The sequence below is a fragment of the Micromonospora sp. NBC_01405 genome, from assembly GCF_045040155.1.
GTDB lineage: Bacteria > Actinomycetota > Actinomycetes > Mycobacteriales > Micromonosporaceae > Micromonospora.
In genome coordinates this window covers 3,070,181-3,089,160 of record NZ_CP109532.1, presented here as the reverse complement: position 1 = coordinate 3,089,160, position 18,980 = coordinate 3,070,181, and the positions used below count along the sequence as shown (strand labels likewise).

At 68.9% G+C, this 18,980-nt stretch carries 14 protein-coding genes and 5 pseudogenes; 14 read left to right on the top strand and 5 right to left on the bottom strand.

All coding sequences use genetic code 11. The annotated features are described in order from the left end of the window. Positions 1–454: 454 nt before the first annotated feature. Both OG559_RS13035 and OG559_RS13030 read right to left on the bottom strand, forming a co-directional pair. Positions 455–1,375, bottom strand: a complete 921-nt coding sequence (locus tag OG559_RS13035) for a serine protein kinase RIO (RefSeq protein ID WP_405115516.1) — start codon at positions 1,373–1,375, stop codon at positions 455–457. Positions 1,376–1,622: 247 nt separating this feature from the next. Beyond that, positions 1,623–1,775: a hypothetical protein gene (locus tag OG559_RS13030; RefSeq protein ID WP_405115514.1), complete on the bottom strand. Its 153-nt coding sequence runs from the start codon at positions 1,773–1,775 to the stop codon at positions 1,623–1,625. An 82-nt stretch (positions 1,776–1,857) separates the two neighbouring features. Between OG559_RS13030 and OG559_RS13025 the strand changes: the two genes are divergently transcribed. The 3 genes from OG559_RS13025 to OG559_RS13015 all read left to right on the top strand — a co-directional run bounded on the left by OG559_RS13025 (position 1,858) and on the right by OG559_RS13015 (position 7,697). Continuing rightward, positions 1,858–2,457 carry a putative immunity protein gene (locus OG559_RS13025; RefSeq protein WP_405115512.1) on the top strand — a complete coding sequence of 200 codons (600 nt, stop codon included), beginning with the start codon at positions 1,858–1,860 and terminating at the stop codon, positions 2,455–2,457. Positions 2,458–2,734: 277 nt separating this feature from the next. Then, positions 2,735–5,434, top strand: coding sequence for an IPT/TIG domain-containing protein (locus tag OG559_RS13020; protein WP_405115510.1), 2,700 nt, complete (start codon positions 2,735–2,737; stop codon positions 5,432–5,434). A gap of 265 nt (positions 5,435–5,699) precedes the next feature. Next, a complete protein-coding gene (locus OG559_RS13015) occupies positions 5,700–7,697 on the top strand; it encodes a hypothetical protein (RefSeq protein ID WP_405115508.1) in 1,998 nt (665 codons plus the stop codon). A gap of 70 nt (positions 7,698–7,767) precedes the next feature. On the opposite strand, the gene OG559_RS13010 is transcribed toward OG559_RS13015, so the two are convergent. Next, positions 7,768–10,287, bottom strand: a complete 2,520-nt coding sequence (locus tag OG559_RS13010) for a tetratricopeptide repeat protein (RefSeq protein ID WP_405115506.1) — start codon at positions 10,285–10,287, stop codon at positions 7,768–7,770. Between the two features lie 224 nt (positions 10,288–10,511). On the opposite strand from OG559_RS13010, the pseudogene OG559_RS13005 reads away from it, so the two are divergent. Further along, positions 10,512–10,830 (top strand): annotated as a pseudogene (locus OG559_RS13005) (transposase); the annotation flags it as partial. 125 nt (positions 10,831–10,955) lie between these two features. Here the strand turns inward: OG559_RS13005 and OG559_RS13000 are convergent. Next, positions 10,956–12,110 (bottom strand): PrsW family intramembrane metalloprotease, encoded by a 1,155-nt coding sequence (locus OG559_RS13000; RefSeq protein ID WP_405115504.1) that lies wholly within the window; start codon positions 12,108–12,110, stop codon positions 10,956–10,958. Positions 12,111–12,182: 72 nt separating this feature from the next. On the opposite strand from OG559_RS13000, the gene OG559_RS12995 reads away from it, so the two are divergent. From OG559_RS12995 to OG559_RS12960, 8 genes and pseudogenes are all read left to right on the top strand, one after another. Beyond that, positions 12,183–12,539: a hypothetical protein gene (locus tag OG559_RS12995; RefSeq protein ID WP_405115502.1), complete on the top strand. Its 357-nt coding sequence runs from the start codon at positions 12,183–12,185 to the stop codon at positions 12,537–12,539. Between the two features lie 357 nt (positions 12,540–12,896). Next, entirely contained in the window at positions 12,897–13,178 is a 282-nt protein-coding gene (locus tag OG559_RS12990) for an NAD-dependent epimerase/dehydratase family protein (protein ID WP_405115500.1), read from the top strand. Next, entirely contained in the window at positions 13,175–13,384 is a 210-nt protein-coding gene (locus OG559_RS12985) for a hypothetical protein (protein WP_405117141.1), read from the top strand. Before OG559_RS12990 ends, OG559_RS12985 begins: the two co-directional genes overlap by 4 nt. After that, positions 13,288–13,572: a BBE domain-containing protein gene (locus OG559_RS12980; RefSeq protein ID WP_405116624.1), complete on the top strand. Its 285-nt coding sequence runs from the start codon at positions 13,288–13,290 to the stop codon at positions 13,570–13,572. Before OG559_RS12985 ends, OG559_RS12980 begins: the two co-directional genes overlap by 97 nt. 139 nt (positions 13,573–13,711) lie before the next feature. Continuing rightward, complete coding sequence (locus tag OG559_RS12975; RefSeq protein WP_405115498.1) at positions 13,712–13,945, top strand: nucleotide disphospho-sugar-binding domain-containing protein; 234 nt, start codon at positions 13,712–13,714, stop codon at positions 13,943–13,945. Positions 13,946–14,078: 133 nt separating this feature from the next. Beyond that, a pseudogene (locus OG559_RS12970) lies at positions 14,079–14,281 on the top strand (transcriptional regulator); the annotation flags it as partial. Positions 14,282–14,657: 376 nt separating this feature from the next. After that, on the top strand, positions 14,658–14,951 hold the full coding sequence (locus OG559_RS12965; protein ID WP_405115496.1) for a transposase family protein: 294 nt from the start codon (positions 14,658–14,660) through the stop codon (positions 14,949–14,951). 33 nt (positions 14,952–14,984) lie between these two features. Continuing rightward, a pseudogene (locus OG559_RS12960) lies at positions 14,985–15,086 on the top strand (IS5/IS1182 family transposase); the annotation flags it as partial. A gap of 108 nt (positions 15,087–15,194) precedes the next feature. On the opposite strand, the pseudogene OG559_RS12955 reads toward OG559_RS12960, so the two are convergent. Continuing rightward, positions 15,195–15,384, bottom strand: a pseudogene (locus OG559_RS12955) (IS6 family transposase); the annotation flags it as partial. A 184-nt stretch (positions 15,385–15,568) separates the two neighbouring features. Here OG559_RS12955 and OG559_RS12950 point away from each other — a divergent pair. Together OG559_RS12950 and OG559_RS12945 are read left to right on the top strand one after the other, a co-directional pair. Further along, entirely contained in the window at positions 15,569–17,914 is a 2,346-nt protein-coding gene (locus OG559_RS12950) for a chitinase C-terminal domain-containing protein (RefSeq protein WP_405115494.1), read from the top strand. Positions 17,915–18,329: 415 nt separating this feature from the next. Continuing rightward, a pseudogene (locus OG559_RS12945) lies at positions 18,330–18,936 on the top strand (IS6 family transposase); the annotation flags it as partial. Positions 18,937–18,980: the final 44 nt, after the last annotated feature.

Genomic DNA, 18,980 nt, shown 5'->3' with positions numbered 1-18,980 from the left:
CTCCGCACACGGCCAGGCGGGCACCGGATGGAACATGTACAAGATCGTCGTCTGAGCTGGCCCAGACGACCGCCCGCGGACGCCATCACGCGACGGGGGCGGTTCGTCATATCAAGCTCAAGACCGCGGCGCTCGGTGAGACGGTCTCCGGCGACGACGCCAACGAGAGTGCCCTTCTCTACCTGGCAGGCTCCGCTGACCAACACGACGCGGGCGTCCGCCAGCGCGGCGTTGACCTGCGCTGCGGCACGGCGCGGAATCAGGCGTAGCGTGGGCATAACCCCATATAGCGGATTTCGGTTAGCGAGGGTTTGGCTTTGCACCCGCCCTGGGCTGCGGGCGCGGTTGCGTCGTGTAGTGCTGCCACCCCGGGCCGGGAGTCCAGCTGGACTCCCGGCCCGGGGTGGCAGCTCGGCCAAGCATCGGCTGAGGGACCGCGTTCTGCAGAAGGCGATCAGAACACCATCGTGAGCAGGTCGGCGAACAGCTCCTGTTCGTCGATCTCGAGCCCGCGGTTCGTGAACCACGTGGCCATGTTGTGGCAGTCGCGCATCAGGAAGTCCATGCCCTTCGGGTTGCCGACGATGTCGACGACCTGGGGCAGGTCGATCATCACGATCCGCTCGGCCTGCGCGAGGACGTTGTACGGCGAGAGGTCGCCGTGCGCGAGCCCCGCCCGGGCCAGTTCACGCATGCCGTTGCGGAGCTGCTCGAAGTACACACCGAGCAGCTCCTTCGACGGCCGGACCTGGGCGAGCCGGGGCGCGGCACCGTCCTCGCCGTCGTCGATGAACTCCATCAGCAGCTCGGTGCCGTCCACCTGCACGGGATACGGCACCGGGACGCCGGCCTTCCACAACAGGTTGAGGGCGTCCCATTCGGCGTACGCCCAATGAGCGGCCGCGACACTGCGGCCGTGAGAGGTCTTTTTCGCCATCGCCCGGCTGTCGCGGCTGTTGCGGGTACGGCGGCCTTCGACGTACGACGTACTGCGGTGGAAGGACCGGTGTTCCTCGGTGCGGTACCGTTTCGCGGCCAGCAGCGAGGACTTCGCCGGGTTGTCGCCGATGGCTTCGACGGCCCGTTCGAGCAGGAAGACGTCGGCTTCCTTGCCGGTTTTGAGGACGCCGAGTTCAGTATCGATCGCAGCCTGTTCCGTGACGACCCACGAGGGGCGTGGTTCCGGGCCGCGAGAGCCGCGCTCGACGTCCAGCCAGGTGGACCACCGCTGATCCGGGCCCAGCTTCTCGTCGACCGAATGGAACTTGAAGACGAAGGCCTCGGCCGGATCTGGTTGCGGCTCGTCACCGCCGAAATCGGACCTGCGGGAGTCGAGGCCGGAGTAGGTATCAGAGAGTTCGTACTCGGAAGACAACGGGTGTGCTCCTGAACAAAGAGGTGGGACTGATGCGGACATGCCGCAGCACAGTGATGGCCATCCGTCAGCCCTCCTTAGTCCAGGCAGCGTTCGCCGCCGCTCGATCAACCCAGCATGCCCGCCCGTTCCGGACCCCGCAACGTATTTACCGGAACTGGGACCGCGCGGTCGCGGCTCAGCCGGAGCTCCTGCATCGGCTTCGCGGACCGGCAGTACAGGCAGCACGTGCTCCCTGTACTGCCGGTCAGGCCATGCCGCCGTAGAGCCGTGGCGTCGGGGCGGTGATCCAGCGCGCCTCCGAGCCATACAGGAAGGCGACCAGCGGCACGATGTCGTCGATCTCGCCGTGGCGGTTGCCCGCCATCCAGTTCTTCGCGCCGGCTACCGGCGGCCGCATGTGACCTGCGATTGAGGGTTCCGACGTAGGTGAGCAGAGGATCGGTCGCAGAGCATCAACCGAGAGTTCAAGGATACGATTCATGGACATGGCACAGAGCACGCGCACCGTATCTGGAGACTTCGACCTGACGATGGACGAGCTGCGCGTCGTGGCGCGTTACGTGGTTCGGCATGCCGAGGACGTCCTGTCGGCCTTCGAGCTGGCCGTCCCCGATGATCCGCGCCCCCGTGCGGCGATCGACGCGGCTTGGGCGTTCATCTACGGCGCCAATAGGACGAAATTGCAGCGTGTTACGTCCCTCGAGGCTCATCGAGCCGCCCGGTCCGCCCCCTCCGAGGCTGCGGGACTGGCTGCGCGATCCGCCGGCGACGCCGCATCGGCCGCATACCTGCACCCCATTGCCAGGGCCAGCCAGGTCGGCCACATCCTGCGAGCCTCGGCAAGCGCTGCGCGCATCGGGGAGATCGAGGCGGGCGGTGACCCCGCGATCGGGGATGCCCTGCTGGAACGGTCACGGCAGCGTGCGACACCGGTGCTCATCGACGTTCTCAGCCGCTACCCCCTCGCGACAGGCGGCAGCAATCGTGTCGCCCAGTTGATGAGCACACTGGACCGTTCCCTGCGGCAGGCGGCTGACCGACCACCAGGGCACCCAGCGCGTGGGGGGGACTCTCACTGACGCCGCGCGGAGGAGACTGCCGCGTCGGCGGCTGTCAGGGCGACGGTCCCGCCCCGTGCTCTCGCATCATCGGCCGCTGACCCTCGACGGCCGGCGGCTGGGCCGATCGGCCACCGGTGCCGCCTGACCGTCCCTGATCGAAAAAGCGGGTCTCGTCGATGCAGCCGCCCGTGCGATCCTTCCTCCACGGGCGCTCGTCATGTTGCCCGCCATCATCACGGGGAGGACCGGCATGCGTGCCCACGCGCGCGCTTCTCGGCGCTTTTTGTCAACTGCCATGGCCCTTGCGATCTGCTGCGGGACGGTGGTCGGCGCGAACGCCGCCCCGGCCGCCGCCGATGTCGGCGGGCCGACCGAACTGACCGCCGCCGGCCAGGCGTGCGCCACGCAGGCGCCCGGGCCCTACCTGAGCCCGGACCGTCTGAACGACGCCCACGCCGTGGTGCTTCAGGGCTCCTGGACCGATGCGCCCCAGAGCGCCGACCCGCAGGCCGACTTCCAGGTGTGGGACGTCACCAGGCCGGACGAGCCGCAGCAGTGGCGCGACGGGGTCGACCAGCGCAACAACCGGGTCTACATCCAGCTCGAGGACCCCGCCCGCCAGCTCGACGGCGTCACGTACGCGTGGCGGGTCCGCGTCCTCGACGGTGCGGCCACGTCGCCGTGGAGTGACACCTGCTACTTCACGCTCGACCGCACCGGCGGTCCGGCAACGGCTGTCGCCTCGACGAAGTACCCGTCCGGGGACTGGGACAACGCCGGCGGTGCGGTCGGCACCCCCGGGGACTTCATCTTCACCTCGGCCTCCGACGACACCGTGAGCTACCGCTACCGGTTCTACTCAGGGGAGGCCGGTGGCGACGACGACTACTCGACGGTGCCGGCGACGAGCATCGGTGGCCCGGCGACCGTCGCCTGGACGCCGAAGGGCGCCAGCTACCACTCGGTGACCGTGTACGCCGTCGACCGCGCCGGGAACAGGTCCGACCAGACGGTCTACGAGTTCTGGGTACGGGAGACGCGGCCCGCCGTTTTCTCCGCCGCGTATCCGGACTGGACCACCAACCTGGACTACGGCGTCGGCGTACCCGGAGCGTTCGAGCTCACCACCAACGTCCCGGGCACGGAGTCGTTCGCCTGGCGCATCGACGGCGACGGCCCGTCCGGCTCGGTCGCGGCCGACGCCGACGGCAAGGCCACCGCGATGATCGCCCCGACCCGGGCCGGCCGGCAGACCGTGTACGTGCGCAGCGTCACCAGCGACGGCGCGACGCACCCGGAGCGGGCCTACACGTTCGTCGTCGACAACGCGCCCAGGGTCACCGGCGACGTCGACCGGAGCGTCATCATCGGGTCGTCCCTCCGGTTCCACCTGGCCCCGCGCATGCCCGACGTCGAGTCCTACCTCTACTGGCGACGCGACTACAACGGGAACGAGCCCGACCAGAAGACCGTCCTGCCGGCCGGCGCGGACGGCACCGCGGACCTGACCTGGACCGCCACCAACGAGAACATGAACACGCAGGCGCTACTGGTGCAGAGCCGCAGCGCCGACGGCACCCTGTCGGAGCCCCGGTTCATCTCAATCTCGGTACAGGACGCCAGGCCGTACGTGACCCGCAGCGGCGGCGACGTGCTGGGGTCGACGGCCACCTTCACGGCACGCACCGAGATGGCGAACGTCGCGGAGTACGAGGTGCTCCTCAACCACGACCCCGCCACCCGGCAGGTGCTGCCGGCCGCCGCCGACGGCACGGTGACGTTCCAGTACACGCTCACCAAGCGCGGCTACACCGCCGTCACCGTGGTCGCCCGGAACGCGGCCGGCGTGCGGACGGGCGAGGGCGGCGTCTCCTGGTCGGTCACCGACTCCCCGGTGGTCGTCTCCACCGACTTCCCCTCGTCGGGCTCCGGCAGGATCGCGCCGGGCACCTTCACCTTCAAGCCGCGGCAGCCCGGCGCGGTGAAGTACGCGTACCGGGTCTCCGGTGCCGAGGACACCGTCGCGGCGGCGGCGGCGGACGGCACGGCGACGATCACCTGGACGCCGCCGGACTCCGGCTACCACACGCTCTACGTGAGGAGCCTGACGACGGAAGGCGTCGAGTCGTTGCAGACCTCCTACTCCTTCTACGTGGCACCCGACCCGCTCACCGTGACGTCGGTGTCGCCGGCGTCGGTCGCGGCCGGCGGCGTGCGCACGATCACCGTCACCGGCACCGGATTCCACCAGGAGGACCAGGTCACTGTCACCCCGACGGGTGGCGCGGCGCTGACCGCGACGGTGCGGAGCGTCTCCGCCGACCACCGGACTCTCACCGTCGAGGTGGACCTGACGTCCGCCGCCGTGGGCAAGGCGTCCGTCTCGGTGCGGCCCAACGACTGGAGCGATGCGGTGTCGCTCGCCGACGCCTTCTCGATCACCGGTTCACAGGCCATCCGGTCGGTGACCCCGCCGACCATCACCGGCACGGTGGCCGTGGGGGCAACGGTCCGCGCCTCGACCGGGCAGTGGAGTCCGGCCGCCACGGCGTACACCTACCAGTGGGCGGCCAACGGCACCGCGATCAGCGGGGCGACCGGCTCGACGTACGTGGTCCCGGCGTCCCGGCTGGGCAAGCGGCTGACCGTGACGGTCACCGCGACCAAGCCCGGCTACTCGCCGGCGCAGGCGACGTCGAAGGCCACCGTACCGGTCGCCAAGGGCGCGGCGCCGCAGGCCACGGTGAAGCCGACCATCACCGGTACGGCACGGGTCGGCCAGACCGTGCAGGCGACCACCGGCACCTGGACGCCGTCCGCCGACTCGTACCGCTACGAGTGGCGGGTGGGCGGGGTGCTGTCCGGCACGACGACGAAGACGCTGAAGCTGACGGCCGCGATGCGCGACAAGACGGTCACCGTGACCGTGGTCGCGGTGAAGGCGGGCCACGCCGACGGCCGCGCCACCAGCGCACCGGTGACCGTCCGCGCATAGCACGGCAGACCGGCCGGTGCGCCACCTCGCCGATCCGTCCCGCGGGACGGCGAGAGGGCGCGCCGGCCCGGTCCGGGCGACGATTCTCCGGGTGGGCGGCTCAGGTCTCGATGATGTTGTATGGGGTTCCCCCGCACGGCCTGGCATCGCGCGACGCTCATCAGCCAGGCCCGTCCTGAGGACGGGCGCCAGGCGATTCCACCTGCGGTGGGAGGGAACGATGATGAGGTTGCTACCGCGAGAACGCCAATCACAATCCAGGCTGGTGGGCATCACGATCGCGGCGGTCCTGCTGGGGATGGGGGTACATGCCAGCGGAGAGGAGAAGTCACCGGTCACACAAGGGGATCTTCAGGCCTGGCATTCGAGGATGGTGAAGGTACCGCGGCCGTCGGCGCAGGGGTGCTTCACCGCGGCCTATCCCGAACTGGTGTGGCAGGAGACCGGGTGTGTGGCCCCGCCGTCGGCCCCGATGGCCCCGAACCTCGAACAGGCTCCGCGGCGGGACGTGGGTGGCGGGATCGGGATCGTGACGGGAAGGCCTACGGGGGCCGGTCCCATCACTCGCGCATACGGCAGCTTCGAGAAGGTGAACCAGCAGAACCTGTTGAGCGTGACCAGCGTCCCGCCCGCTGCCCTGCCCGGGGAGCCACCCAGCGGGCCGACGATGCCGGGCAGCTACTCGTTCCAGCTCAACACCAACCACCTCCGGGTCCAGGAATGCAACGGTTCACCGACCGCTGGGCTGTGTCGGGGCTGGAAGCAGTTCGTGTTCGCCAACGACGGCACCAAGGGTGGCAATCCCAATCCCGATCCCAGTCCCAGCAGGCTCTACGTCGAGTACTGGCTGCTGCACTACAACCCGGACCCGAGCCAGGGCCAGCGATGCCCGTCAGGGTGGACCGAGGTGCCGGACGACGCGGAGATCCACTGCTCGCGGAAGACCGAAGCGATCGAGCTTCCCTACCTACCGATCCAGAGCATAGCGAGGCCGGCCCTGCGACTGGACGGCTCGATCACGAAGGCAGCCAACGGGCAGGAAACCGACACCGCTACCTTCAACGATGGGTTGGGAAGAATCTACTCGTCTACGGGGCTGGGTATCCTCCACGTCCTACCACCGAATCCTCAGGAGCCCGGGTCGGAGTGGACCCAGGTCGAGTTCAACGTGTTCGGCTGCGGTCGCGGCTCCACGGCCAGGTTCAATCCTGAGGCGAGCTTCAACGTCCGCACGACGATCGAGGACGGCAGCCCGGTCAAGCCCGACTGCCAGAACTTCGGTTTCAGCAGTGAGAGGAACAACCTCAACTTCGGACCTCGGGGCTCGGTCCCGTCGAGCCCGGCTCCAGCCGTCGTCATCAACGAGTCGGTCCAGGGTCCGGCGCCGGCATCGGCCTGCCGCATCGCCGCGATCATCGGCGACACCCACCAGTACACGTTCGGCGGTCTGTTCTACGACTTCCAGGCCACCGGCGACTTTGTCGAGGCACAGGCCGGTTCCACGTTCGAGGTGCAGACCCGCAAGGTGTCCGGTGCCCCGAACTGGCCCAACACCTCAGTCAACCGGTCGGTCGCCCTGCGGATGGGCAACTCGAGGCTGGCGCTGTGCGACGGGACGCGTCTGGTGGTGAACGGCACCACCACCAGCCTGCCGACCGGCGAGTCACTGCTGCTGCCCAACGGGGTGGCGATCGATCGCGTCAACAACGTGTACACCTTCAAGGACCCGTCGGGCAACAGCGTCCGCGCCACCGTCAACACCGGGTACCTCGACCTGGGCGTCGGCGTCGGGCCCGGGGCAACGACGGTGCGCGGCCTGCTGGGCAACCCCAATGACGATCCCCGCTACCTTGAGGCCAAGGACGGCAGCGTCCTGCGCGTTCCGCTCTCCCATGCCGACCTCTACGGCAGGTTCGGCAGCAGTTGGCGGGTCAGCCCTTCCGCCACCCTGCTGCAACCCTGCACCACCGTCGCCGTGGGTAACCCGACGGCGCCGTTCTACGCCGGCAACCTCAACTCGAACACCCGCATGATGGCGCAGGAGCTCTGCCGTATCAGGCAGGTCACCACGCAGTGGCTGGACACGTGCGCCCTGGATGTCGCCGTGCTCGGCGCGTCCGCCGCCACTGTCTATGTCGGACTTCAGCGACCGGAGGTCGACGCCAACCCCGTGCAACCGCCGGCCTGCGTACCTGGAAACACCCATCCGACCTGCCCGACACCGACGTGTTCCCCAGTGGGATGTGGCAGGGCCGGCGGGTAACCCAGCCTCCACGGAACGTGCGATCTCCGGGGATGATCCACCAACCCGGGCATCCCCGGAGATCTCGCTGTCAGGTGCGGGTGCCTGCGTTGTCGAGGGCGGCGAGACAGGTGCGGATCTGGCGGGCTTCGGGGGTGCCGAGCTCGGTGTAGATGGTCAGGGCGTGCTGGTAGTGGTCACGGGCCCGATCGCGCTGGTCGAGGGCGCGGTGTGCGCTGGCAAGCCCGGCCTGGGCCCGGGCCCGCTGGTCCCGGGCGCCGATCTCGGCGGCGATGGCGTGGGCGGCGGTGTGATGGGTGAGCGCGTCGGTGGCGTGGCCGGCGGCGAGCGTGGCCTCGCCGAGCCCGTTGAGCGCCCATGCTGCGCCGTGCCTGTCGCCGGTCATCTGCAGGATCGTAAGGGCCTGCTGGTGATGCCGGGCTGCCTCGGCGGGCTGTTCGAGGTGGCGGTGGAGGGTGCCCAGCCCGTCCAGGGTCCAGGCTTCGCCGTTGCGATGACCGGCCTGACGGAACAGGACGAGCGCCTGGGCGAGGTTCTCAGCAGCCGCCTCGTACCGGCCAGATCGCGTGTCGACCTCCGCGAGGTTGGCCAGCGACACCGCCTCGCCGGCCTGGTCTCCGCTCTGTCGGTACAGGGTGAGCGCCTGTCGGAGGTGCGTGGCGGCCCTGCGGTAGTGGCCCAGCCGCTGTTCGACGTCGCCGAGGTTGCTCAACGCGCGGGCTTGACCAATCTGGTCCCCGGCCCGCAGGTGCGCGGTCCGGGCCTGCGCGAAGTGGGCGGCGGCCTTGCGGTAGTGGCCCAGCCGCTGTTCGGCGACGCCGAGGTTGGTCTGCGTCCGGGCCTGCCCGAACCCGTGCCCGGTCTGGCTGAACAGGTGCAGGGCCGCTGTGAAGTGTTCGACGGCAGACTCGTACCGGCCGACCCAGAGGTGGGCCACGCCGAGGTCGGTCAGGGCGTGGGCTTGCTCGGTGACATCGCCGGTGTGCCTGGCCGCGTCGTGGGCGTGACTGTGGACCGTGACGGCATCGCTGCCATGGCCACCGGCGAAGTAGCGGTACAGGATGCGGGAGAGACGGGTCGTGTGGGTGGGCCAGCCGTGGCTCGCGGTGTGGGCCGCGACGGTGACCAGGGTAGGCCGTTCGATGTCGAGCCAGGCGAGAGCGCTGTCCGGGTCGGCCAGCTCGGGGGCGGGTGTGCCGGTCGGGGGAATGTGGGGGCGAAGATGCGCCTGGGCGGGGTGGAGGGCGTTCATCGCGGCGGCGGCCGTGGCGAGATAGTGGTCGAACAGGCGGGTCAGAGCTTCCCGGCGGTCGGCGGGGCGGACCTCGTCGTGCGCGCGGGTGATGGCGAATGCCCGGACGAGGTCGTGCAACGTGTACCGGCCCGAGGCGGACTGCTGGAGGAGGTGGTCGCGGCACAGGTGGTCCAGGTGGGCGCGGGTGGTGTCCAAGTCGGCGTCGGTCAGGGCGGCGGCAGCGTAGGCGTCGCTGTCCTGCCCGGGGTGCAGCGCCAGCAGCCGCAGCAGCCGGCGCTGATCGGCGGGCAGGTGATGGTAGGAGAGGTCGAGGGCGAGTTCGACGCCGGTTTCCAGGCGTCGCTGGTGGTGGCGTTCGTCGAGCCGGTCGGCGTGGTCGGTGAGCGTCCAGCCGGATGTGGCCCGCATGTGTCCGGTGGTCAGATCGAGGGCCAGCGGGAGATAGCCGCAGCGCCGTGCGATGCGTGCCGCCGCGGCGGGATCGTCGCCCGTGGGGACATGGCTGACGACCTGGGCAAGATAGTCGACGGCCTCGTGCGCGGCGAACACGTCGACCACCAGGTGCGTGGCTGGGCGCAGGTCGGACAGGATTCGCCGGCTGGTGATAAGGGTGAGACAGCCGGGAACCTCGGGGAGGAGCGGCCGGACCTGGTCGACGTCGGCGGCGTTGTCCAGCACGATCAGGGTACGGGTGCCGGTGAGCTGGTCACGGTAGACCGCCGTGCGGGCGTGGAGATCGTGGGGGATCTGGTGGGCCGGTACGCCGAGCAGGCGCAGGAAGCCGTCCAGGACGGCAGCCGGGTCCGCGGGAGGTCGGGCGGGGTCGGGGTGAAATCCGCGCAAGTTGACGAAGAGTGTCCGATCGAAGCGGTGTTCCCGGATCAGGAGGTGTCCGGCGTGGATGGCAAGCTGGGTTTTGCCGACCCCGGCCATCCCCTCGATCGCCGAGACCGCCATCGCCCCGTTGGTGTGTCGGTTGTGGCTGAGGGCGTGACGGAGCTGGTCGAGTTCGGTGGCACGGCCGGTGAACCCGATCAGGTCGGGCGGCAGCCGGTCCTGGACCCGTACCACCGTGGCGGCCTGGGCCGCCCCGCCGACCACTCGTAGCGCCTGGCGCCACTGGTGCACGTACCCCTCGTCCGGGTGCAGTGCCTGCACGACCGCGGTGACGAGGTCGATGTTCAGCCGTCGCCGACCGGGCTTGAAACAGTCCACGACCGTGGGCCGCTTGGTCAACTCGCTGGCCGGGCGACCGGCGGCCCGCCACGCGTTGTTGATCCGGTTGGTGATCCGTTCGTAGGACGGGTTCCCGGCCCAGACCTTCAGGGACCTCAACGCCGCAATGAGCTCATCGAGCGTGCGAGCCCGACCCGGGTCCGGCATCAAGACGGACGCATCGTCCGCTCGGGTAGCGGTCATCGATCAATCTCAAGCATTCATCGGCATGAAGGAATGTAGCTCATCGTATCCGAAAGAACGCGTTGCGCGTCCCCGGGTGGTGGTGTTCAGTGGTGGGGACTCGCCGCCAGCACCTTCTGAACGGTGTTCGGCGCCCCACCGGCACCCTGATCCACTCCGACCACGGGGCCCAGTTTCACGTCATGGGCCTTCACCCGCCGGGTCCAGGAAGCCGGCCTGGCTCCGTCGATGGGGACGATCGGCGACTGCTACGACAACGGCATGATCGAGTCGTTCTGGGGCCGGATGCAGACCGAACTGCTCAACCGCAGGCGCGGGCGCACCCGCATCGAACTGGCCAACGCGATCTTCGAGTACCTGGAGATCTTCCACAACCGGCAACGCCGCCACAGCTCACTGGGCATGCTCACCCCAATCGAGTATGAAAGGCTCCACCCGATTGTCCTGTCCGTCGCATGACGCCAACCAACACGGCTCCGAGAAACCCGGGGAACATCAATTGCGGCGGCGGCGAGCGGGCTGCGGCAGTGGGCCGAGGCAGACGGCGAGGATCTTGTGCGCTGCCGAAGCGGTGGGCGGAATTATCAGGCTCGCAGGCGGGCGATCTCGCTGCGGGCGTGCTCCACTCCCTCGCTGTCGTAACCACGGGCGGCCGCGATCTCCTGAGCGAGATCGTTCGCAGCCGCCAGGATGTGTTTGGCCCTCTGCCGCTCGTGGTGACCGTGCTGCGACTTCCGGTAGGCCCGGCGGGTCCGCCAGCCGCCTGCCGCAGCCGTGACCTCGGCGTCGGTGAGCAGGCCGGAGTCGCTCTCCGGGGCGAGGATCTCGCGCAGCCATGCCTGTTCCTGCGGGACCGCGAGCCGGAACGCGAGCCAGAGCAGCAGCAGGTCGACGACCGGCAGGATCACGACCATCAGGGCGATGACGCCGAAGCCGCCGGCGGCGGTGTAGCCGAGCGAACCGAGGTTGTCCCAGAAGCCGTGCGCGGCCATCGCGGCGATGATCAGCAGCAGGCCGCGCAGCCTGTGCGGGCGCGGTCCGCGGCCGAGCAGCCACATGATTCCGGAACAGAAGACCGCGCTGAACAACACGTGCCCGACCAGGCCGGTCAGGCTGCGGACCAGGAAGATGTTCCAAGCGGACCCGACCTGGTCGGCGCCGAAGCTACCGATCGTGCTGTTGTAGGCGTACAGGACGTCTTCGATGATCTGGAAGCCGAGCCCAGCGTAGGCGCCGATGATCAGGCCGTCGAACGGGCTGCGGACCAGCTTCGGGGCCAGTCCGATCAGCAGGATCAGCGCGAGTCCTTTGCCGATCTCCTCGTTGATCGGGGCGGTCAGGCCGGCGCCCCAGTCGCTGACCCAGGCCGACCCGAACGCCTTGCCGTACAGCGAGAGGAATGCGCCGTTGGCAGGCAGCGAAATCCAGAATGTAGCTGCGGCACCGCCCCAGACGAATGCGGCGAGTAGCAGTTTGCCGGGCAGCCGGGTGTAGCGGTTGTGGTAGGCGAGAAGGATCAGCCAGGGGACGGCGTAGGCGGCGAACGCGAGCACGCCGACGCCGAGGCCGGTTCCGTACGCGCCGGCACCCGGCCCGAAGTAGCGGATCAGCTCGTAGATGCCGCCAGCGACGCCCAGCGCGTACACCCAGAAGCAGAGGTTGCGGGGCTGGAGGAGTCGGAACGGAGAGCCCCAGCCGGAGGCGTCCAGCGCGGTCGCCTGCTGATCGGTCACGGTCACGGCTGCTCCTCCAGGGTGACGCTCCGGAGCAGCGCGTCGATCTGCGTGGCGTGGGCGGCCAGCTGGTTGCCGGTGCCGGTCATCGAGATCGAGATGCCGCGGCCGTCGGTGAGGGTGTACGCCGCGAGGATGCCGTCGCCGGAGGTGCTCGAGAAGTCCTCGCCGACGCCGGTGATGCCGCCGGCGGCCGTGATCGTGGTGCGGTTGCTGGTTACGGTGAACTCCGGCCGGTTGCCGGCCTGGGTGTTGTTGCGATTCAGCTGGTCCAGCAGTGCGTTCGCGTCGCCGGAGAATTTCGCGACCTGGATCTGCGCGCTGACGCCGCCCGTGCTGAACGAGGCGGTCGCCGAGCCGCGCCGGGCTGCACCGTGTTGGCCCCGACCAGGATCCCGTCACCGAGTTGCCATCCGGCCGGTGGCGCGACCGTGAGCCCGTCGTTGAGGTTGAGCCGCTGACCGGCTTTGATCACTGGGCCGCCCGGCACTGCCTGGTCGATCAGCGGGATGACCGACCGGAGCAGGATGGCGATGGCGAACACGACCAGCCCGGGGAGAAGGGTGCGGCGGTCGAGGCCGAGCCAGCGGCGCTCGACCGGTACCCAAGTGTCTTTCAGGAGGTGACGCCCCCCGTATGAGCTGGCCATACAGTCACCCTGACACGCCGGGGTCACCGGTGGGCTACGATGACGTTGAGAGCCGGCTCACGCCAGGTAACCGGTAGCGAGTGGTCACCGCCAGAGGCGTGGTGAATAAGTCTAGATCATCTGATCTGTGGTCTTCGCACCTGATGGCCGAGGCCCGCCGCGCCGGAATACCGGCCTGTGTGTACGTCAGCACCGCTTCCGTCTACGGCCGCGGGCCCCACCGCGGCATCACCGAGAACAGCGTCGCACCGAGCCCGCAGTCCCCGGTCAGCAGCAGCCGGCTGGCTGCCGAGACGCTGATCCGGGCAGCGGGCGGGACCGTCGTTCACCCGCACCTGGTCTACCCCCGAGCCGATCACCGTCCGCCAATGCCGGCGAGGCGCTACGCCGTCATCTCGAAATCACACTGCCGACGACCACCATGACGTACGAGGAGATCCTGCGCCGGCTGCCCGACGGTGTCCGGGAGCGGCACCTCGACATGATCAGTTTCGACCACTGGTACGCGTCACAGCGGTTGTGGCAGTTCACCGGCTGCCGGCCCGGGCGCTCGTTCCCCCAAGACCTCGGCGACGCTGCCACCTGGTATTCCGGCCTAGCGCCGCGGCCGACCAGGTACTGGACCGGCTGAAGACCTGGGACACCGGCTTCCAGCTGCCCGGTTTCCTGCTCGACCACGATTCCGGGCCCGAACAGGTCGCGCGGGCCTACGCCGAACCGGATCGCCGCCGGCTGGCTGAACTGAAGACGGAATACGACCCGGCCAACCTGTTCCGCGTCAACCACAACATCGTCCCGAACCTGCCGCAAGGGCGATAGGCGTCGGCGGCCGTCTGTGATCAACCCAGCAAGCCCGAACCGTAGGAGCTGAGCGTGCGCGTACTCTTCACTGTCTCCTCCTGGTCGACGCACTACGCGGCGATGGTCCCGCTCGTCGATCTGGGCCGGGACGCCGCAGGTGGTACCGACGTTCGCCGCCGAGCAGACGGTGGCCACACGCCGGGTCGCCGCCACCGGCTCCGCCGTACACATGCTCGGCCACCACGCGGACCCGCCGGCCATCCGGGCGGCGATCGAGGACATCCTCGCTGATCAGCAGTACACCGCCGCCGCACACAAACTGCGCGCCGAGATGTCGGACCAGCCGACCCCCGCGCAGTTCGTGACCACCCTGACCGAACTCGCTGGATGACCGCCCCGGCCGGCACGACGGTCGCGCGCCGATCCGGTCAGCGCCCCCGTGGTGCCTCGCTGGTGGGGCGGCACCGCGTAAGGGGTACCGGCAGGGACCTCTTCGGGCCGGACCGAGTGCCTAGCCTGGGTTCATGGACAACCGCAGCGAGGTACGGGCGTTCCTCACCTCCCGCCGGGCGAAGGTCAGCCCGGAGCAGGCCGGGATCTCCGCGTACGGCAGCCGCCGCGTCGCCGGCCTGCGCCGCGGTGAGGTCGCTGCCCTCGCCGGCGTCAGCGTCGAGTACTACACCGCATGGAACGCGGCAAACTCGCCGGCCCCTCCGACAGCGTCCTGCTCCCGCACGTTGCGCGCGACGGTGGGTTCGTAGTCGTCGGGGTACGGGTCGGCGGCCTCGATGCGGTGCACACGGAGCCGGTGCGGCGGCGGGGGAATCGGTGCAGGCGGTGAGCAGCGCGCCGGCCAGGGCACCCCGCAGGATCGTGCGCCGTGGGTGCTTGTTCATCGGGTTCGTCAGAAGATGCCTTCTCGCCGTCCGGCCGTGGTTGGTCAAGGCATCAGCACCTCGACGCCGGTGCCGGCGAGCACCGGGGCCGGCAGCCGCTCCCCCTGGATCTTGATGGCGTTCAGGGCGGTGGTGAACTCCTGCAGCACCTCGCGGCTGCTGTACGCGCAATGCCGCGTCTGCGGTACCCGCCGTGACACTCGGGCGTTGACCTGCTTCTACCAGGCCCTGATGGTGCTCGTCTGGTTCCGCAAGGCCGAGGACACGACCCTGCTGGCAGCCGGGTTCGGTATCTCCCGGGCGACCGCCTACCGCTACCGCGACGAGGTCATCGCGGTCCTCGCCGCCAAGGCCACCGACCTGCACACCGCCCTGCGCCGGGCCGCCGCCGACGGCTGGTCCCACGTCATCCTCGACGGCAAACTGTTCGACTGCGACCGGCTCACCGAGACCACCCTGTCGGTCAAGGGCGACACGATCGACGCCTGGTTCTCGGGATAGCACCGCGACTTCGGCGCGAACATTCAAGCTGTCATGCGCCCGGACGGGCTGCCGATCTGGACCTCCACAGCGATGCCCGGGCACTTGCACGACACCAGCTGCGCCCGTGAACTCGGTGTCACCGCCGCCCTGAACTGGTCCGCCGCCGAACTCGACCTGCCCGCCCTGGCCGACTCCGGCTACGAAAGCACAGGTCACGGCATCAGTGGGTCTCCTCCACAAACCCAACGGTCACCAGGCGAACCGGGCGGCGTCGGCCAGCAGCGGGGTGAAACCGCCGCACCCACCGGTAGACCGTCACGTGATCCACCCCGACACCGCGTTCGACCAGCAACTCCTCCACACCCCGGTACGAGAGGTTGAACCGCAGACACCAACGGACCGCCAGAACGATCACCTCAGGCGGGAACCGGAACCCGACGAACGCCGACATCGGCGGGGACCAGGACCAGACACGAGACGACGACCACACCGGCCAAGCAGACCACAGGCAAGCCGGAGTCGATCATGCCGTCGGCCAACGCAACAGACCCACCCCTTGTGTCGGCATCGATGTCGGCATATATTCGTCTGCATTATTGTTAACTTTCTTTACTGAATATTGGAGGGGCAACCCCATGCGACGGAGGCGACTACCGCATCTCATCGCCACGGCCGCCGCCAGCCTGCTGATGGTGCCGGCGGCCGTGGCACTGGCAGGTCAGGCGAGTTCCGCCGAGGTGGACCACGCGCAGTGCCGACCGGACGGGCTCTACCAGACGCCCGGCGTCACCACGCCCTACTGCGACGTCTACGACACCGATGGCCGCGAGGTCATGGGCGCCGACCACAAGCGACGGATCATCGGCTACTTCACCAGCTGGCGCACTGGCAAGAACGGCGCACCGGCGTACCTGGCGAACCAGATTCCGTGGGACAAGATCACTCACATCAACTACGCCTTCGCCCACGTTGACCCGGCGAACAAGATCTCCATCGGTTCGCCCACCGCGCCCAACAACCCGGCCACCAACATGACCTGGCCCGGTGTGTCTGGCGCGGAGATGGATCCGGAGTATTCCTACACCGGCCACTTCAACCTGCTCAACAAGTTCAAGAAGCAGCACCCGGGGGTGAAGACGCTGGTCAGCGTGGGCGGCTGGGCCGAGACCGGCGGCTACATCGACGCCAACGGCACCCGGATCGACTCCGGGGGCTTCTACCGGATGACCACGACCGGCAGCAACACCATCAACACCGCCGGTATCAACACGTTCGCCGACTCGGTGGTCACCTTCCTGCGCACGTACGGCCTCGACGGCGTGGACATCGACTACGAGTACCCGACGTCGAACAACAAGGCCGGTCACCCGCAGGACTTCGCCCAGGCCGATGCCAAGCGGGCCGGCCTGAACGCCTCCTACCAGGTGCTCATGCGGACCCTGCGGGAGAAGCTCGACGCCGCCGCGGCGGCCGACGGCAAGTACTACATGGTCACCGTCGCCGCGCCCGCCTCCGGCTGGCTGCTGCGTGGCATGGAGTCGTACCAGACGTTGCAGTACCTGGACTACGTCAACATCATGAGCTACGACCTGCACGGGGCCTGGAACCACTTCGTCGGCCCGAACGCGGCCCTCTACGACGACGGGCAGGACGCCGAACTCGCCGCCGGCGGCGTGTACGGGGCGTACCAGAACATCGGATACCTCAACACCGACTGGGCGTACCACTACTTTCGGGGCGCGATGCAGTCCGGCCGGATCAACATCGGCGTGCCGTATTACACGCGCGGCTGGCGGGGCGTGACCGGCGGCACCAACGGCCTGTGGGGCCGGGCCGCGCTGCCCGACCAGACCAAGTGCCCCGCCGGAACGGGAGGGGCGATCGGATCGACCACCCCGTGCGGCAACGGCGCGATCGGCATCGACAACGTCTGGCACGACCTGGAGAACGGTGCCGAGGTGGCGGGCGGAGCCAACCCGATGTGGCACGCGAAGAACCTCCAGGACGGGCGCAGCGGCAGCTACCTGGAGGCGTACGGGCTGACCCCGCAGACCGACCCGACCGACGTGCTGACCGGCAGCTACACCCGCCACTACTCGTCCAGCCTGGTCGCGCCGTGGCTGTGGAACTCCCAGAAGCAGGTCTACCTGTCCACGGAGGACGACCAGTCGATCGCCTCGAAGGCGGACTACGTCGTGGCCAAGGGCCTCGGCGGCATCATGATCTGGGAGCTGGCCGGCGACTACGCGTGGAACGCTCAGCGCGGCGAATATTACATGGGCAACACCATGACCAACCTGGTCTACGACAAGTTCCAGACCGCCAGCCCGTACGGGGAGCGGAAGGCGAAGATCGCCATGCCGACCCAGACGCTGAACGTCGCGGCGACAATCGGCGGCTTCGCGCTCGGCGACAACAACTACCCGATCAACCCCGAACTGCGTCTGACCAACAACTCGGGTGCCACCATCCCCGCCGGCGCCCAGCTCGAGTTCGACTACCCCACCTCCGCACCCGGCACGCTCGGACAGCAGTCCGGGTGGGCGCTGTCCGTGGTGTCCACCGGCCACACCGGCAGCAACGTCGGCGGACTGAAGGGTGACTTCCACCGGGTACGGCTCAACGTGCCGTCGGCCATCGCACCAGGCTCGTTCGCCGAGGTCACCCTCAACTACAGCCTGCCGATCGCCGGCCCATCGAACTTCACGCTCAGCTTCGGCGGCCAGACCTACGCCCTGACGGCCGACCACGCCCGCGGCGCGGTCACTCCGTCGCCCACGGCGTCCCCGTCGCCCACGGTATCGACGTCCCCCACCTCCGGCACCTGCTCCGCCCCGGCGTGGAACCCGACGACCGTCTACACCGGCGGCCAGCAGGTCTCGCACCAGGGACACCGCTACCGGGCCAAGTGGTGGACGCAGGGCGACAACCCGGCCAACAGCGGGCAGTGGGGCCCCTGGGACTCGCAGGGCCCCTGCTGACCGAGGAGCGCTCCTGATCCAGCAGGGTCAGGGCTGATGCGAAGGCGGGTGCCTCCCTGGGGCACCCGCCTTTCACTCACTCCTGCCGGTCGCGCTGGTCAGGCACAGCCGCGCCGCACCACCCACGTGACGCGTCCGGGCCCGGCAGATCGCCTTGTCGCCCCACTGCGCCGTGTCTACGGTGAGGCGATGATCTAGTGACTGCTGGCGCGAACACTGGGGGCGGCACGCCAACCCCTGACCAAAACCCACTCGGACAGGACAACCGCCGGCCGGACAGGGCCGGACGCGAGGCACAAAGTACTTAGTCCGGCCGGGTCTGTTGCGTTGGCCGACGGCATGATCGATTTCAGCTTGCCTGTGGTCTGCTTGGCCGTTGTGGTCGTCGTCTCGTGTCTGGTCCTGGTCCCCGCCGATGTCGGCGTTCGTCGGGTTCCGGTTCCCGCCTGAGGTGATCGTTCTGGCGGTCCGTTGGTGTCTGCGGTTCAACCTCTCGTACCGGGATGTGGAGGAGTTGCTGGTCGAACGCGGTGTCGGGGTGGATCACGTGACGGTCTACCGGTGGGTGCGGCGGTTTCACCCCGCTGCTGGCCGACGCCGCCCGGTTCGCCCGTCACTCGCCTGGTGACCGCTGGTTCGTGGACGAGACCTACGTCAAGGTCAACGGTGTCTGACGGTACGTGTACCGGGCCGTCGACCAGTATGGCCAGGTCATCGACGTGCTCGTCTCGACGCGTCGGGACGCCGCCGCGGCCCGGCGGTTCTTCCACCGGCCGCTGTCCACGCTGAAGGTCACGCCCAGCGAGGTTGTCACCGACGCGAACCCGGTCTGTCCGAGAGTGCTCCAGGACCTGGCCCCGTCGGCGCGGCACCACGTCGAACGGCACGCCAACAATCCGATCGAGGCCGACCACAGCCAGCTCAAACACCGACTCAGACCAATGCGCGGACTACGCACCGACCACACCGCCCAGACGATCATCACCGGCCACGCCTTCGTGCAGAACCTCCGACACGGACACTAACGACCTCGTGCATGGTTGCGAATCCTTGAGTATCGATGATC

Excerpts from the sequence above, each read along its gene's own strand:
- OG559_RS13030 (WP_405115514.1), bottom strand. The coding sequence starts at position 1,775 with ATGCGGCCGCCGGTAGCCGGCGCGAAGAACTGGATGGCGGGCAACCGC.
- OG559_RS13020 (WP_405115510.1), top strand. The coding sequence starts at position 2,735 with ATGGCCCTTGCGATCTGCTGCGGGACGGTGGTCGGCGCGAACGCCGCC.
- OG559_RS12990 (WP_405115500.1), top strand. The coding sequence starts at position 12,897 with ATGGCCGAGGCCCGCCGCGCCGGAATACCGGCCTGTGTGTACGTCAGC.
- OG559_RS12950 (WP_405115494.1), top strand. The coding sequence starts at position 15,569 with ATGCGACGGAGGCGACTACCGCATCTCATCGCCACGGCCGCCGCCAGC.
- OG559_RS13025 (WP_405115512.1), top strand. The coding sequence starts at position 1,858 with ATGGACATGGCACAGAGCACGCGCACCGTATCTGGAGACTTCGACCTG.
- OG559_RS12985 (WP_405117141.1), top strand. The coding sequence starts at position 13,175 with ATGACGTACGAGGAGATCCTGCGCCGGCTGCCCGACGGTGTCCGGGAG.